Source organism: Novosphingobium endophyticum (assembly GCF_014640675.1).
Classification (GTDB): domain Bacteria; phylum Pseudomonadota; class Alphaproteobacteria; order Sphingomonadales; family Sphingomonadaceae; genus Novosphingobium; species Novosphingobium endophyticum.
The window spans coordinates 66085-79932 of the sequence record NZ_BMHK01000012.1 but is presented as its reverse complement, the minus strand read 5'-3'; the positions used below and the strand labels follow the sequence as shown (position 1 = coordinate 79932).

The window sequence follows — 13848 nt, the reverse complement described above, 5'->3', positions numbered from 1 at the left end:
ATCGGCAGGGCGAAATCAAGAACGCAGAACGGAAGAAGCCGGTCGGCACCCTTGGCGCGACCGGCTTCTCATGGAACCGGAAACGGATCTCAGACCGGCCTGCGGCCGGATCGCGGCAGTTGGATCAGACCAGCGCGCCGTGGCAGTGCTTGTACTTGTTGCCCGAACCGCAGGGACAAGGCGCATTGCGGCTGATCGACATGTCGGCATAGGGATTATCCGCCGAGCCGCCGGAGCTGGCTGCTGCCCGCGGGCTGCCGGCCAGCGATCCGAACAGGGCCGCGCGCTGGGCCGAGCCATCGCCGTCGTTCGAATTCTCGAACCCGGTCAGCGGGTCGATGTGCCCGGTCAGGAACTCGGGAAGCTCAGGAAGCTGCGCCTGCTCGGGCATGCGCAATTCGCTGACCGAGAGAATGCGGGTGACGTCCTCGCGGATCGTTTCCAGCATGTGCTCGAACAGGCCGAAGGCTTCCTGCTTGTATTCGTTGATCGGCTGCTTCTGCGCATAGGCGCGCAGGAACACCACCTGGCGGAGCGCATCCAGCGTAGCGAGGTGATCCTTCCAATGCTGATCGAGCCGGTCGAGCAGGATGGACTTTTCGACCTGACGCCAGATGGCCGGATCGTCCTTTGCCATCTTCGCTTCCATGTGCTCGTCGGCGGCCCGGGCAATGCGTTCCTCCATCACCTCGGGATCGATGCCGTCCTCGTCGATCCACTCCTCGATCGGAAGGTCGACCGCGAGAACGTCCTTCACCTTCTCCTTCAGCCCGGCAATGTTCCAGTGTTCGGGATAGGAGCCCTGGGGGCAGGCATCGGCAACGATCGCATTCACCGTGTCGTGGCGCATGTCCACGACCACGTCGTCGACGGTATCCGCATCCATGATGTCGGCGCGCTGCTCGTAGATGACCTTGCGCTGGTCGTTCATCACGTTGTCGTACTCGACGACCTGCTTGCGCACCTCGTAGTTGCGCGCCTCTACCTTCTTCTGTGCCGTCTCAATCGCTTTAGAGAGCCACTTGGACCCGATCGCCTCGCCATCCGCGAGGTTGGAGTTCATCATCTTGGCGAAGAGCGTGTCCGGCCCGAAGATGCGCAGGAGATCGTCCTCAAGACAGAGGTAGAACTTCGAAAGGCCGGGATCGCCCTGACGGCCCGAACGGCCGCGAAGCTGGTTGTCGATGCGGCGGCTTTCATGGCGCTCCGTACCGATGACACAAAGGCCCCCGGCGTCGAGCACGCGCTGCTTTTCCTCCGCGACTTCGGCCTTGATGCGGGCGAGCGCTTCCTCGCGCTCCGGCCCGTCGGGCACATCCTTGAGCTCGTCCTCGATGCGGAAATCGATATTGCCGCCGAGCTGGATGTCGGTGCCGCGACCGGCCATGTTGGTGGCGATGGTCACCCCGCCGAGGCGGCCTGCCTGGGCAACGATATGCGCTTCCATCTCGTGGAAGCGGGCATTGAGCACCGAGTGCTTGACGCCCTCCTTGTTGAGGAAGTCCGAAAGCAGTTCCGACTTCTCGATCGAGACGGTACCGACGAGAACCGGCTGCCCCTTCTCGTTCTTCTCGCGGATCAGCTTGGCGATGGCGCCGAACTTGTCGAGCGTGTTCTTGTAGAACTCGTCCTCCTCGTCGATGCGCTGGACCGGTACGTTGGTCGGGATGGTGACCACGTTCATCTTGTAGATGTCATAGAACTCGGCCGCCTCGGTGGCGGCAGTGCCGGTCATGCCCGAAAGCTTGGGGTACATGCGGAAATAGTTCTGGAAGGTGATCGAGGCGAGCGTCTGGTTCTCAGGCTCGATCCGCACGTCTTCCTTGGCCTCAACCGCCTGGTGAAGGCCGTTCGACCAGCGGCGGCCGTCCATCATGCGGCCGGTGAACTCGTCGATGATGACGACCTTGTTATCCTTCACGATGTAGTCGGTGTCGCGCTTGAACATGACCACGGCCTTGAGTGCCTGGTCGAGATGGTGGACCACCTGCGTGTTCTCGACATCGTAGAGATTAGAGCCGACCAGCAGCCCGGCGGCCTCCAGCATGCGCTCGGCCTTCTCAACGCCGTCCTCGGTCAGCGTGATGTTCTTCGTCTTCTCGTCGGCCTCGTAGTCCTCGGGCACGAGCTGCTTCACGATGGCGTCGACCGAGATGTAGAGTTCCGACTTGTCGTCGGTCGGCCCCGAGATGATGAGCGGCGTGCGCGCTTCGTCGATCAGGATCGAGTCGACCTCGTCGACGATCGCGAAGTTGAAGGGGCGCTGCACCATCTGGCTGCGCTCATGCTTCATGTTGTCGCGCAGGTAATCGAAGCCGAATTCGTTGTTGGTACCGTAGGTAACGTCAGCGGCATAGGCGTCGCGGCGCTCGAACTCGTTGAGGTTGGGCACGATCACGCCGACGGTGAGGCCGAGGAACTGGTGGAGCTGGCCCATCCACTCGGCGTCGCGTCGGGCGAGGTAGTCGTTGACGGTGACAACGTGAACGCCCTTGCCTTCCAGCGCGTTGAGATAGGTCGCGGTGGTGGCGACCAGCGTCTTGCCCTCGCCGGTCCGCATCTCGGCGATCTCGCCGCGATGCAGGACGACGCCGCCGATCATCTGCACGTCAAAGTGGCGCATGCCGAAGACGCGCTTCGATGCCTCGCGCACCGTGGCGAACGCCTCGGGCAGGATGTCGTCGAGCGTCTTGCCCTCGGAAATCAGGTGGCGGAACCTGGTGGTCTGGGCCGCAAGCTCGTCGTCCGAATAGGCCTCCAGCGTGGGTTCGAAGGCGTTGATCTGCTGGACGATCTTGTCGAGCGACTTGACGTAGCGGTCGTTGGACGACCCGAAAACCGATTTGACGATAGCGCCGAGCATGGCGGGAATCCCTGTTGATCGTGGAAAATCTATGTATCGGATGCGCACCCCCGCTTGCGGCAGGTGCGAAGTTCCTTGCGGAAAAGCGGTGGTCTGGCGGCAGCGCTATTCGCGCGCGCGGTCGATCCCGGCAAGGACGGCAGGCGCGGTCACGATCAGCGGATCGGCCGAGACGAAAGCCGGCGCATGCCTGCGGGCATTGCGCAAACCCGGCTCGGGCAGCCGTGCCAGAGCGACGGGCGCGCGCGGCGTCCTGGCGGACGCCGCCTCTACAACCGAGCCGACGTGCATGCTGGCAACCTGCGATGCGCGCGCCTCGGCAGGGCCGATCTGCGCGGCCCATCCCAAAGACAGGGAGCCCGTCAAAAACGCGAGCAGGGTCAGGATCAGGCGATGCCCCATGAGGCCCAGATAGTGGCACCCTGCCCGATAGTCCACCGAAGAGCGCATCCCGTCGTGAATTCTGCACGGGATATGATCGCCCCGCCTCATCCGGCACCGCGCCATCGGGCGCGTTCCATCCCCGCTTGACCTGCCCCGGCCATGCGCTAGGCGATTCATCCATGGCCTACCCCGTCTCGCCGCTAGCATCGCCCTTTCCCGATCTCCCGCCGATCGCCGGCGCGGTCCCGCGCGTCGCGCGCGCCGGCTACAAGGACTGGGACCGATGCGACCTGACCTATGTGGAACTCGATGCGGGAACCACGGTCGCCGGTGTGTTCACCCGCAACGTGTGCTGTTCGAGCGAGGTCGAGCTGGGGCGCGAGAACCTGCGCCAGGGCCAGGCGCGCGCGCTCGTGGTCAACGCCGGCAATTCGAACGCCTTTACCGGCTATCGCGGACGCGAGGCGGTGGAGCAGATCATGGAGCAGGTAGCGGCCCACATCGGCTGTCCGCGCGAGCAGGTCTTCGTCTCCTCGACGGGCGTGATCGGCGTGCCGCTGCCCAAGGACAAGGCGCGCGAAGGCGTGGCAAAGGCGCTCACCGCGCAGCCCTGCTCCTGGGAAGACGCCGCCCAGACCATCGCCACGACCGACACTTTCGCCAAGGGTGCCACTGCGACGGCGGTAGTGGGCGGCAAGACGGTCTCGATCAGCGCCATCATCAAGGGCTCGGGCATGATCGCGCCGGACATGGCGACGATGCTGGGCTACCTCTTCACCGACGCGGCGGTGGAGCCCGCGTTCCTGCAGCAATGCCTTTCGGCGGCGAATGTCCGCACGTTCTCGTGCATCACCGTCGATTCGGACACCTCGACAAGCGACACCGTGCTCGCCTTCGCCACCGGCAAGGCCGGCAACGCCCCGCTCGCTTCCTTCGACAGCCCCGGCGCGGACGCCTTCGCCGCCGCCGTCCACGACGTGTGCCGCCAGCTCGCCCACCTCGTGGTGCGCGATGGCGAGGGCGCGAGCAAGTTCATCGCCGTGACCGTCACCGGCGCGGTGTCGGACGAGAGCGCCCGCAAGATCGGCCTCGCCATCGCCAACTCCCCGCTCGTGAAGACCGCGATCGCCGGCGAGGACGCCAACTGGGGGCGCGTCGTCATGGCGGTCGGCAAGGCGGGTGAAGCGGCCGACCGCGACAAGCTCTCGATAGGCTTCGGCGGAGTGTGGGCCGCGCGCGAGGGGCTTCCCCTCGCCGACTACGACGAAGCGCCCGTCGCCGCGCACCTCAAGGGGCAGGATGTGACCATCGAAGTCGATCTCGGTCTCGGCGACGGTCAGGCCACGGTCTGGACCTGCGACCTGACGCACGGCTACATCTCGATCAACGCGGACTATCGCAGCTGATGGCCCACCCGATGTTCACGATCTGGGGACGGCTCAACTCCCACAACGTCAAAAAGGTAGTCTGGTTCGCCGAGGAACTGGGGTTGGACTACGTCCGCAACGATATAGGCGGCAGTTTCGGTTACACTGCGGAGTACCTCAACAAGAACCCCAACGGCATGGTTCCGATGATAGAGGACCGCAAAGTCGTCTTGTGGGAATCGAACACTATCCTGCGTTACATGGCGGCCGAGTACGGTGGAGACCGCTGGTTTTGCGCGGCCCCGCTCGACCGCGCCCTGGCCGAGCGTTGGATGGACTGGCAGCAGGTCTATGCCGAAGCGCAGCGCCTACCCTTCCTCAGCTTCGCCCGTACCCCCTGCGAACAGTGGGATATGTTCGCGATCGAGCGCGGCATTGACGAATGCGCGCGACAGCTCGCCGTGATGGAAAGGTATCTTTTGGAAACGCCGTGGCTTTCGGGCGAATATTTCGGCATCGGCGACATTCCCATGGGCGTATATGCGTATACTTGGTTCAGCCTGCCATTCGACAAACCTGAGTTCCCGGCGATCGCGAACTGGTACGAACGGATCAGGCGGCGCCCCGGCTATGCAGAACAGGTCATGATCCCGCTGACATGATGACGCCCGCCCTCACCAGTTCCGTCGAAGCGATCATGCGCGACGCTTCGGATCGCGCCATTACCCCGCGCTATCGCGCGCTCGCCAACCACGAGATCATCGCCAAGGCGGCGAATGACGTCGTCACCGTCGCCGATCATGAAAGCGAAGCGATCCTGACCGAAAAGCTCGCCGCCCTGCTCCCCGAAGCGGCGGTTGTGGGCGAAGAGGCGGTTCACGACGACGCTTCCATCATGGAGCGGCTGAAGGACCGGCTGTGCTGGATCGTCGATCCGCTCGACGGCACCAACAACTTCGCGCATGGCAAGCCGCCCTTCGGCATCCTGGTGGCGCTCGCGGACAGAGGCGAGACGATCGGCGGCTGGATTCTGGATTCGGTGAGCGGACGCTTCTGCCATGCCGGAAAGAGGGCGGGCGCATGGATCGATGGTGAACGTATCACGGCGCGCGCCAGCGGAGAGCCCCGTCCCGTCGCGGCGATCTCGACCGTATTTCTCGACGAAGGGCAGCGCGAGCGGGTCAGGAAGCATATCGCCCCGCATTACCGTCTCGTCGATATCCCGCGCTGTGCGGCCGAGCAGTACCCGCGCCTCGTCCTTGGCATCAACGACATCTCGGTCTTCAATCGCACCCTGCCCTGGGATCATGCCGCAGGCGTGCTGTTCCTCAACGAGGCCGGCGGCAAGGCCGCGCGGCCGGACGGCAGCGACTATCGCGTCGACGAATATGAACGGCCGGATCTGGTCGGCGCCTCGTCACCCCGCCTGTGGGACGAGTTCGTAGAGATTCTCGCGGGAATAGCGACGGACGCGAGTTAATCGCAGCTGCTCTGCGAGGTTCGAGCCGAAAGCGGCCGGACGGGCCACGCTGACAAAACGGACATAAGTTCCCCCCGGGCAGGGGAGGAACTGAGACGGCTGCGTTAACATGGGTCGGACGGCGACTGCGCCGCTCAGTATGGGCGCTGCCTGGCGAAGAGGCATGCCCATCAGGTCGTAATGGAACCCTGAGAACTCCCGTGCGATTGTATTGTGGAAAGACCGCGAAACACGACGAGGGTTTCTTCCGCGCGATGTCCAGCAGCCCGAACTGGGAGCCCTATTGCGGCGCAGCGCCCGTCCCCCAGGATTGGTACGCGCGCTGGAATCTGGATCCATGGCTTCTGGGCGCCGTGGCCGGGGCGGCCCTCGCATGGTGGCTGCTGCAGCGCGGAAGCAGGCTGGAGGAGCGTTCGGCCGCGCTCACGCTGGGGTGTGTGCTGCTTCTGTTCGTTTCGCCCTTCTGCGCGCTTTCCTCTGCCCTGTTCACGGCACGCGTGGTTCATCATGTGCTGCTCGCGACGGTGCTGGCTCCGCTTCTGGTTATCAGCCTGCCCGGGTGCCGTGATCGCGTACCAGGGTCCCTGATGGTCTGGACGGGGCTTCAGGGCGCAGTGCTCTGGGCCTGGCACGCCCCGCCGCTCTACGCGGCTGCCTTGTCGTCCGACGCCGTGTTCTGGGTCATGCAGACGACCATCACCGCCAGCGCCGCCATGTGGTGGTTCAAGGTCTTGCGTGCCCCGGCAGCCGCGTCGGTGGCCGCCCTGCTGGGGGCCATGGTGCTGATGGGTATCCTCGGCGCATTGATCACTTTCGCAGGGCGAGCGCTCTACACTCCGCACTGGCTGACAACGCAGCCCTGGGGCCTCTCACCGCTCGAGGACCAGCAGATCGCGGGGATCGTCATGTGGGCGCCCGCTTCGGCCATCTACCTGATCGCGGCGATGACGATCCTATATCGCTCCCTGGACGAAACGCGGCCCGCACGATGATCGGGCCGCTGCGCACCTGGGCCGAAAGCTATCGGGAACGGGGCAAGTACACCCCGGTCGGTGTGATCTTCCACTGGGTCATGGCCGCGCTCGTTCTTTACCAGCTTTATTCCGGCTGGACGATGCAACGCTACCTCGTCGGCGCGGACAAGCTGGATGCCTACAAGCTGCACAGCGAGATCGGTCTGGCGCTGCTGTTGCTCGGTGTCCTGCGTCTGGTCTGGCGGCTTGTCGTGCCCGGCCCGATCAACGATGCGGACAGGCTGGGCTGGCGTACGACGGCCGCGCACGTCACGCACGCGATCTTCTATGCGCTGTTCGTGATCCTGCCTCTGACGGGGTGGATCTTGTGGTCCTCGATCCAGCCGGCCCGCCCGCTGCACCTCGCGGGACTGATCCCGATTCCTGGGATGCCATTCCAGGACCTTTCTCCCGAATGGCAGTACTGGCTGCTGGACCATGCGGAGAACTGGCACGTCGCGGGCGTCATCGTGCTCACGCTGCTCGTGCCCGCGCACGCGTTCGCCGCGCTCAAGCACCATTTCTGGGACCAGCACGACGTTCTTGAAGGCATGATGCCGGAAGTGCCGGATACGCACCGGCACCCCGAAGGGCCGCGCTATAGCCAGCCAGAGGTTCCAGTTCCTCCTCGTAAAGGCGAAGGCTGACATGGAGCATTTCGCGCAGAGGATCGCCATAGCGCTTGCCGCTGCGCCAATGCCGCAACTGCGCGGCGAGGTAGTGGACCGGCTGGCCGGCCAGCGGCGGGTTGCCGGCGCCGACACCCAGTCCGTCGTCGCCATGGCAGCTCGCGCAGGCCTCGAGGCCCCGCTCGGGGGCACCTTCATGGTAAAGCCGCGCTATCGCCGTGTCACAGGCGGCCGGCGTGACCGGACCGGCGTCGGGGACTGCCTCGGGAACGGGCAGGCCCGCATAGTACTCTCCCAGCCTCAATCGGGCCGGCCAGTCGGTGTGGTCGGAGATCCACGTCATCTGCGGATGGCGCCGCAGGCCCGATGCGAAATTGTCGAGTTGACGCACGATGTAACCCGCGTTGAGACCGGCGAGACGCGGCGCATCGCCGCCGTTGCCCTCCCCCCGCAGGCCATGGCACGTGACGCAGGCACCCTGCGCGCCCGCGTCGCCGCCGCTCAGCGCGACAAGCTCCCCGCTCGTTTCGAACGGCCCCGTGGTCGGCTCCGCCTCGGTGCAGCCCGCCGTCAGACAGGCACAGGAGGCGCACAGGAAACGGCGCGCGGCATTTGCGGGAGTCCAAGCCATTCATAACGGGAACCTTCGCCAGAGCCCGACGGTTCCCAATGCCGATGCGGGATCGTTCGAAACTGCCGCTGCGGCCCGTCGCCCCCGTCTGGGCGATGATGGCCGGTCTGGCGCTGCTCAGCGCCTGCAAGCAGCCGCCCGCCTCCCGCATAGACGCGGACGCCGCAGCCGCGGCACGTGGGCTCTCCGCCATGGAAACGGTCGGCTGCGGCGCCTGCCACGAAATCCCCGGCCTCGATTGGCCCAAGGGCCGCACCGCTCCCTCGCTCGTCGGCTTCGACGATATCGGACCCATCGCCGGGCAACTGGCGAACACTCCCGCCAACCTCGCCGCGTTCGTCCGCAACGCGCCCGCCGCGAAGCCAGGCTCGCTCATGCCCGCCATGCCGCTGAGCGAAAGCGAGGCGCGCGACGTGGCCGCCTACCTCTACAGGATCGACGATGACTGAGCCTTGCCATGCTTGAGCCGCTCTGGGGCTGGCCGCCGCCGGTGCTCGATCCGGCCGGGCCTTATGCCGAAAAGGTGACCGTGCTCGCCTGGGCCCTGTTCGCCATGGGCCTGCTCGTTACCGGCGTCGTGATCGTCGCCTTGTGGGTGGCGATCAAGGGGCCGCCCTGGATCAAATCGAAGCTCGGCGGCGAGAAGGTCGTCTGGATCGGCGGCGTCGCTTTTCCCGCCGTGGTCCTGACAATCCTGCTCGTCTGGGGCCTGACGCTGACCGCGTCGCTCACACAAGGCATCACCGGCAAGGAGACGCGCATTCGCGTGACTGGCGAAATGTGGTGGTTCCGCGTGCAGTATCTCGGCCCGAATGGCGAGGTGATCCTGAATGACGCCAACGAGATCCATCTGCCCGTGGGCGAGCCCGTGGTGCTGGAGCTGCGCTCCGCCGATGTGATCCACAGCTTCTGGGTGCCCCACCTTTCCGGCAAGAAGGACATGATACCGGGCCGCAAGCTCTTCCTGCGCGTCCAGGCCGACAAGGCGGGGCGCTATGGCGGCGTCTGCGCCGAGTATTGCGGCGGCCCCCACGCGCTGATGGGCTTCGTCGCCGTGGCGCACGAGCGCGCGGCGTGGGAAGGCTGGCTCGCGGAGCGACACGCCGCGCAGGCCGCTGCTCCGGCGGGACCCGCGATGCCGGGAAGGCGGATATTCTTGGAAAGCGGCTGCGGTGCCTGTCACCGCGTGGCGGGAACCGAGGCGAATGGCCTTATCGGGCCGGACCTTACGCATGTCGGCTCACGCCTCACGCTCGGCGCGGGCATTCTGCCCAACAACCACGGCACGCTGATGGGCTGGATCGGCGACAGCCAGTCGATCAAGCCGGGCAATCGCATGCCCAGCTATTCCATGCTCCCTGCCGAAAAGCTGGACGCCATCGCCGACTGGCTCGGACGGCAGAAATGAAGTCCGAGACCGGCTTCGATCACGCGTTGTACGACCTCTTCCCGGTCCGCGAGCCCCGGCCGGAAGGCGAGGTCGAGGAACTGAACAGGATCTGGGCCGCACCCAGGGGCTGGGGCCTGATGACGGTGGTCAACAACAATTACATCGGATTCTTCTACGTCGCCGCAGCGTTCCTGTTCTTCCTGCTTGCCGGCATCCTAGCGCTAGGCATGCGCATACAGCTTGCCGCGCCCTTGCAGGAATTTCTGCCGCAGGGAACCTACAATCAGTTCTTCACGATGCACGGCACGATCATGATGTTCCTCTTCGCCGTGCCGGCGGTGGAGGCGATAGGCATCCTGTTGTTGCCGCAGATGCTGGCCGCGCGCGACCTGCCGTTCCCGCGCCTTTCCGCCTATGCCTTCTGGGCCTATCTGGTCGGCGGGCTGTTCTTCTTCGCCTCGCTCTTCGTGGGGCTGGCGCCCGACGGCGGCTGGTTCATGTATCCGCCGCTGACCTCGATCACGTACAGCCCCGGAATCAATACCGATTTCTGGCTGCTGGGCATCGGCTTCATCGAGATCAGCGCGATCGCCGGCGCGGTGGAGATCATCGTCGGCGTGCTGCGCACCCGTGCGCCGGGCATGACGCTGGACCGCATGCCGATGTTCGCCTGGGCCATGCTGGTCTTCGCGGTGATGATCGTGATCGCCTTTCCCAGCGTGATTCTGGGCACGCTGCTCCTGGAAATCGAACGCGCCTTCAACTGGCCGTTCTTCGACCCGACGCGTGGCGGCGATCCCTTGCTGTGGCAGCACCTGTTCTGGTTCTTCGGCCATCCCGAGGTCTACATCATCTTCCTGCCCGCCGCCGGCCTGATGAGCATGATGGTGGCGACTGTCGCGCGCACGCCGCTGGTGGGATACCGGCTCAACGTGCTGGCGCTGGTGGCGACCGGGTTCATCAGCTTCGGTGTCTGGGCGCACCACATGTTCGCCACCGACATGCCGCGCGTCTCGGCCGGCTATTTCAGCGCCGCGAGCATGGCGGTGAGCCTGCCGGCCGGCATCCAGGTGTTCTGCTGGATCGCCACTCTGGCCAGCGGGAAGATCCGCTGGAGCACGCCCGCGCTGTTCGTGGTCGGCAGCATCGTGCTGTTCACGATGGGCGGGCTGACCGGCGTGATGCTGGGCATGGTCCCGTTCAACTGGCAGGTGCACGACACCTACTTTATCGTCGCGCACCTGCATTACGTGCTGCTGGGCGGAATGGTCTTCCCGATGTTCGCCGCCTTCTACTACTGGAACGGGATGACGAGCCGCAATCCGCTCAGCGAGCGGCTGGGCAAATGGGTCTTCTGGCTCATGTTCACGGGGCTCAACGTGACATTCCTGCCGATGCACCTGACGGGTTTCATGGGCATGCCGCGCCGGGTCTATACCTATCTGCCGGACCGGGGGCTGGACGTCCTGAACCTCACCTCCACGGTCGGCGCGTTCATCCTGGCGGCGGGAATAGCGCTGTTCCTGATCGATCTTGCCCGCAATTTCCGGTTCACCACAGAGCACGACGCGGGCAACATCTACGGAGGCGGCACGCTGGAATGGCTCCCCACCGGCCTGTATTCGACCCGCTCGATCCCGCTTGTACGCAGCCGCGAGCCGCTCTGGGATGACCCCCGGATGTGCGAGGACGTGGCCGAAGGCCGCTATTTCCTTCCGAACAGCGCCACGGGCCTGCGCGAGACGATCATCACCAGCCCGGTCAACGCCGAGCCGCAATACCTGCAACTCATGCCGGGGCCCTCGCCCTTCCCCGTGGCAGCGGCCATATTCACGGCGTTCTTCTTCCTCTCGCTGACGATCCAGGCCTATTCGTTCGCGGTGTTCAGCGGCATAGTGGCCACGCTGTGCGTGCTGCGCTGGCTATGGGAAACAGACCGGCCGATCCACATCACCGAGGCTGAGATCGGCGGCGGAATCACCATTCCCATCGCCATCACCGGCCCGACCAGCCACGGCTGGTGGGCGCTCAATACGATGATGGCCGTAATAGGCATGATCGCCCTCATGGGATTGTTCAGCCACCTTTACCTTTACGGGATTCATCCAGAAGTATGGATAGCGCCGCCCGGTCTGGCCCAGACCGCCGGAATCGCCGGCGTACTGGCGCTGGCGTTCCTGTCCGCCCTGGCGTCGCGCAGGGTGCTCGCCGGGCACGATGCGGGCACCTTCCCCGGTCAGGGTCCATGGCTGCTCACCGTGCTGGGCGCCGGACTGCTGGCAGGCGCGCTCTACTGGGACGTCACCGGATGGCAAGCCGCCGGGCTCTCGCCCGCGGCAAGCGGCCAGGGCGCGACGGTCTTCGCGCTGCTCGCATTCCAGGGCTGTCTGGTGGCAGTCGCGATCATCATGGCCGGCTATCTGGGCTATCGCAGCGGGCGCGGACTGCTGACCCCGCCGGCCAACGTGACTCTGGACGTCGTCGTGCGCTTCATCGGCTTCGCGTCATTGCAAGGCGCGGTCATATCCCTGCTTCCTCGCATCTTTCCGGGAGGATAGCCCGATGGGCAACGACTTCCACAACCGTACAGACTGGGTGGCGCTCGTTCTCGCCATGTTCGTCTGGGCCGGGCATTTCACGCTGGTCTGGGCCGCCAGCAGCGCCTTTCCCGACCAGCCGGAGGCGCGATGGATCGCAATGGCGCTCAGCCTCGCGGCCGTTCTGCTCCTCGCGGCGCTGTGGCGCTGGCGAAGAACGAAAACGCTGTGTTCCGTTTCCGGACTGGGCATCGCCCTTGCCGCCGGGGGTGTCGCCTACGATACGCTTCCGCCACTCCTGGGCTGACGGCATCATGGATCAGAAACCGATCGAATCTTGATTTTTGAGCAGATATCGCACATACAGGCGTGGAGATAGGAGACAGGCCCATGGCCGCCGCTGCCCAGCCCACCCGTCGAGCCGCCCCGGATAAGACGTTCACCCGGAAGGACCTTTCCGGTCCTGCCCTGCGAACATTCTTCCGTATCGCGGAGGCTTGGGGACTCAAGGAAGCCGAGCAGATGAAACTCCTCGGGCTCGACAGCCGTTCGACCTTCCAGACCTGGAAGCGCGGTGCGGTCTCCGCGATCCCCAAGGACGCGCTTGAGCGTATTTCCTACGTGATGGGTATCTACAAGGGGCTCAAGCTTCTCCTTCCCCGCTCGGCCGACGAATGGGTCCGCAAGCCCAACGCCGCGCCTCTCTTTTCCGGGCGTCCGGCGATCGAGCGGATGACCTCGGGCAACGTCGCCGACTTGTATGTTGTGCGCCAGTATATCGATGCACAGCGCGGTTGATGGCGGACATCCCCACGGCGCACGTACAATGGGCGCCATGCTACCGGATCGTGGCGAGCCGGTTCCCGCCGATTTCGCTGTTCGAGGACATCGCCGACCCGGCCGACCTCGAGGCGGTCTATGCGATCGAGGCTATGACCAATGACCGTCTCCGCGAGGAAGTCGGCGACCTGACACTCGTTCCGCTGGATGATCGCGTCTCGGGGCCCGGAACCTCCGCCATAATGGCGGCGTTCACGCATCTTAATCCCGATGGCAGCCGGTTTTGCGATGGCAGTTTCGGGGTATTCTATGCGGCCCACTCAGTCGAGACGGCAGTGGCCGAAACCCGTTACCACCGGGCCAGATTCCTGAACTATACGCATGAGCCCGCGCAGGAACTCGATATGCGTGTTTACGCCGTCGACCTCGACGCCAAGCTGCACGACATTCGCGGCCTGCGCGGCACGCACCCTGCCCTCTATGCCGAAGGCAGCTATGTCGCCGGGCAGGCACTCGGCCTCGACCTGCGTGAGCAAGGCTCGAATGGCATCGCTTACCAAAGCGTGCGCCACAACGGCGGTGAATGCGCTGCGGTGTTCCGCCCCCGCCTCCTCGCCAATTGCCGGCAGGAACGACACCTCTGCTATGTTTGGAACGGCCGGGAAATCGTAACTGTTTACGAAAAGAAGGTCTTCAACTAGCCAATCATCTTGAACTGAAATTCGCTGCCAGGTCCTCCTCACGCCGAATCTGTTTCAGGGTGACGAGGACCCG

The 13848-nt window shown here is 64.9% G+C and carries 13 protein-coding genes and 1 pseudogene; 11 read left to right on the top strand and 3 right to left on the bottom strand.

Annotated elements, in window-relative coordinates:
* Nucleotides 1-124 precede the first annotated feature (124 nt).
* A complete protein-coding gene (gene secA / locus IEX32_RS10625; protein WP_188771257.1) occupies nucleotides 125-2863 on the bottom strand; it encodes a preprotein translocase subunit SecA in 2739 nt (912 codons plus the stop codon).
* A gap of 105 nt (nucleotides 2864-2968) precedes the next feature.
* Nucleotides 2969-3301 (bottom strand): hypothetical protein, encoded by a 333-nt coding sequence (locus IEX32_RS10620; RefSeq protein ID WP_229736312.1) that lies wholly within the window; start codon nucleotides 3299-3301, stop codon nucleotides 2969-2971.
* 125 nt (nucleotides 3302-3426) lie between these two features.
* Here IEX32_RS10620 and argJ point away from each other — a divergent pair, with 125 nt between their 5' ends.
* The 5 genes from argJ to IEX32_RS10595 all read left to right on the top strand — a co-directional run bounded on the left by argJ (nucleotide 3427) and on the right by IEX32_RS10595 (nucleotide 7754).
* On the top strand, nucleotides 3427-4653 hold the full coding sequence (argJ, locus tag IEX32_RS10615) for a bifunctional glutamate N-acetyltransferase/amino-acid acetyltransferase ArgJ (RefSeq protein WP_188771254.1): 1227 nt from the start codon (nucleotides 3427-3429) through the stop codon (nucleotides 4651-4653).
* Nucleotides 4653-5276, top strand: a complete 624-nt coding sequence (locus IEX32_RS10610; protein ID WP_188771252.1) for a glutathione S-transferase family protein — start codon at nucleotides 4653-4655, stop codon at nucleotides 5274-5276. The genes argJ and IEX32_RS10610 overlap by 1 nt, the downstream gene beginning before the upstream one ends.
* Nucleotides 5273-6094 (top strand): inositol monophosphatase family protein, encoded by an 822-nt coding sequence (locus IEX32_RS10605; RefSeq protein ID WP_188771250.1) that lies wholly within the window; start codon nucleotides 5273-5275, stop codon nucleotides 6092-6094. Before IEX32_RS10610 ends, IEX32_RS10605 begins: the two co-directional genes overlap by 4 nt.
* Before the next feature lie 254 nt (nucleotides 6095-6348).
* Entirely contained in the window at nucleotides 6349-7086 is a 738-nt protein-coding gene (locus tag IEX32_RS10600; RefSeq protein ID WP_188771249.1) for a cytochrome c oxidase assembly protein, read from the top strand.
* Nucleotides 7083-7754, top strand: a complete 672-nt coding sequence (locus tag IEX32_RS10595; RefSeq protein ID WP_188771247.1) for a cytochrome b — start codon at nucleotides 7083-7085, stop codon at nucleotides 7752-7754. The genes IEX32_RS10600 and IEX32_RS10595 overlap by 4 nt, the downstream gene beginning before the upstream one ends.
* Nucleotides 7755-7803: 49 nt before the next feature.
* Here the strand turns inward: IEX32_RS10595 and IEX32_RS21195 are convergent.
* A pseudogene (locus IEX32_RS21195) lies at nucleotides 7804-8079 on the bottom strand (c-type cytochrome); the annotation flags it as partial.
* 326 nt (nucleotides 8080-8405) lie between these two features.
* Between IEX32_RS21195 and IEX32_RS10590 the strand changes: the two are divergent.
* The 6 genes from IEX32_RS10590 (at nucleotide 8406) to IEX32_RS10565 (ending at nucleotide 13775) form a co-directional block, all read left to right on the top strand.
* Nucleotides 8406-8816, top strand: coding sequence for a c-type cytochrome (locus IEX32_RS10590; protein ID WP_229736311.1), 411 nt, complete (start codon nucleotides 8406-8408; stop codon nucleotides 8814-8816).
* A gap of 8 nt (nucleotides 8817-8824) precedes the next feature.
* Nucleotides 8825-9775, top strand: a complete 951-nt coding sequence (locus IEX32_RS10585; protein ID WP_188771245.1) for a cytochrome c oxidase subunit II — start codon at nucleotides 8825-8827, stop codon at nucleotides 9773-9775.
* Nucleotides 9772-12315 carry a cbb3-type cytochrome c oxidase subunit I gene (locus IEX32_RS10580; protein ID WP_188771243.1) on the top strand — a complete coding sequence of 848 codons (2544 nt, stop codon included), beginning with the start codon at nucleotides 9772-9774 and terminating at the stop codon, nucleotides 12313-12315. The genes IEX32_RS10585 and IEX32_RS10580 overlap by 4 nt, the downstream gene beginning before the upstream one ends.
* Before the next feature lie 4 nt (nucleotides 12316-12319).
* Nucleotides 12320-12601, top strand: a complete 282-nt coding sequence (locus IEX32_RS10575; RefSeq protein WP_188771241.1) for a hypothetical protein — start codon at nucleotides 12320-12322, stop codon at nucleotides 12599-12601.
* An 83-nt stretch (nucleotides 12602-12684) separates the two neighbouring features.
* Nucleotides 12685-13092 carry an antitoxin Xre-like helix-turn-helix domain-containing protein gene (locus tag IEX32_RS10570; RefSeq protein WP_188771239.1) on the top strand — a complete coding sequence of 136 codons (408 nt, stop codon included), beginning with the start codon at nucleotides 12685-12687 and terminating at the stop codon, nucleotides 13090-13092.
* Complete coding sequence (locus IEX32_RS10565; RefSeq protein ID WP_188771237.1) at nucleotides 13092-13775, top strand: RES family NAD+ phosphorylase; 684 nt, start codon at nucleotides 13092-13094, stop codon at nucleotides 13773-13775. The genes IEX32_RS10570 and IEX32_RS10565 overlap by 1 nt, the downstream gene beginning before the upstream one ends.
* The last annotated feature ends 73 nt before the right edge of the window (nucleotides 13776-13848 follow it).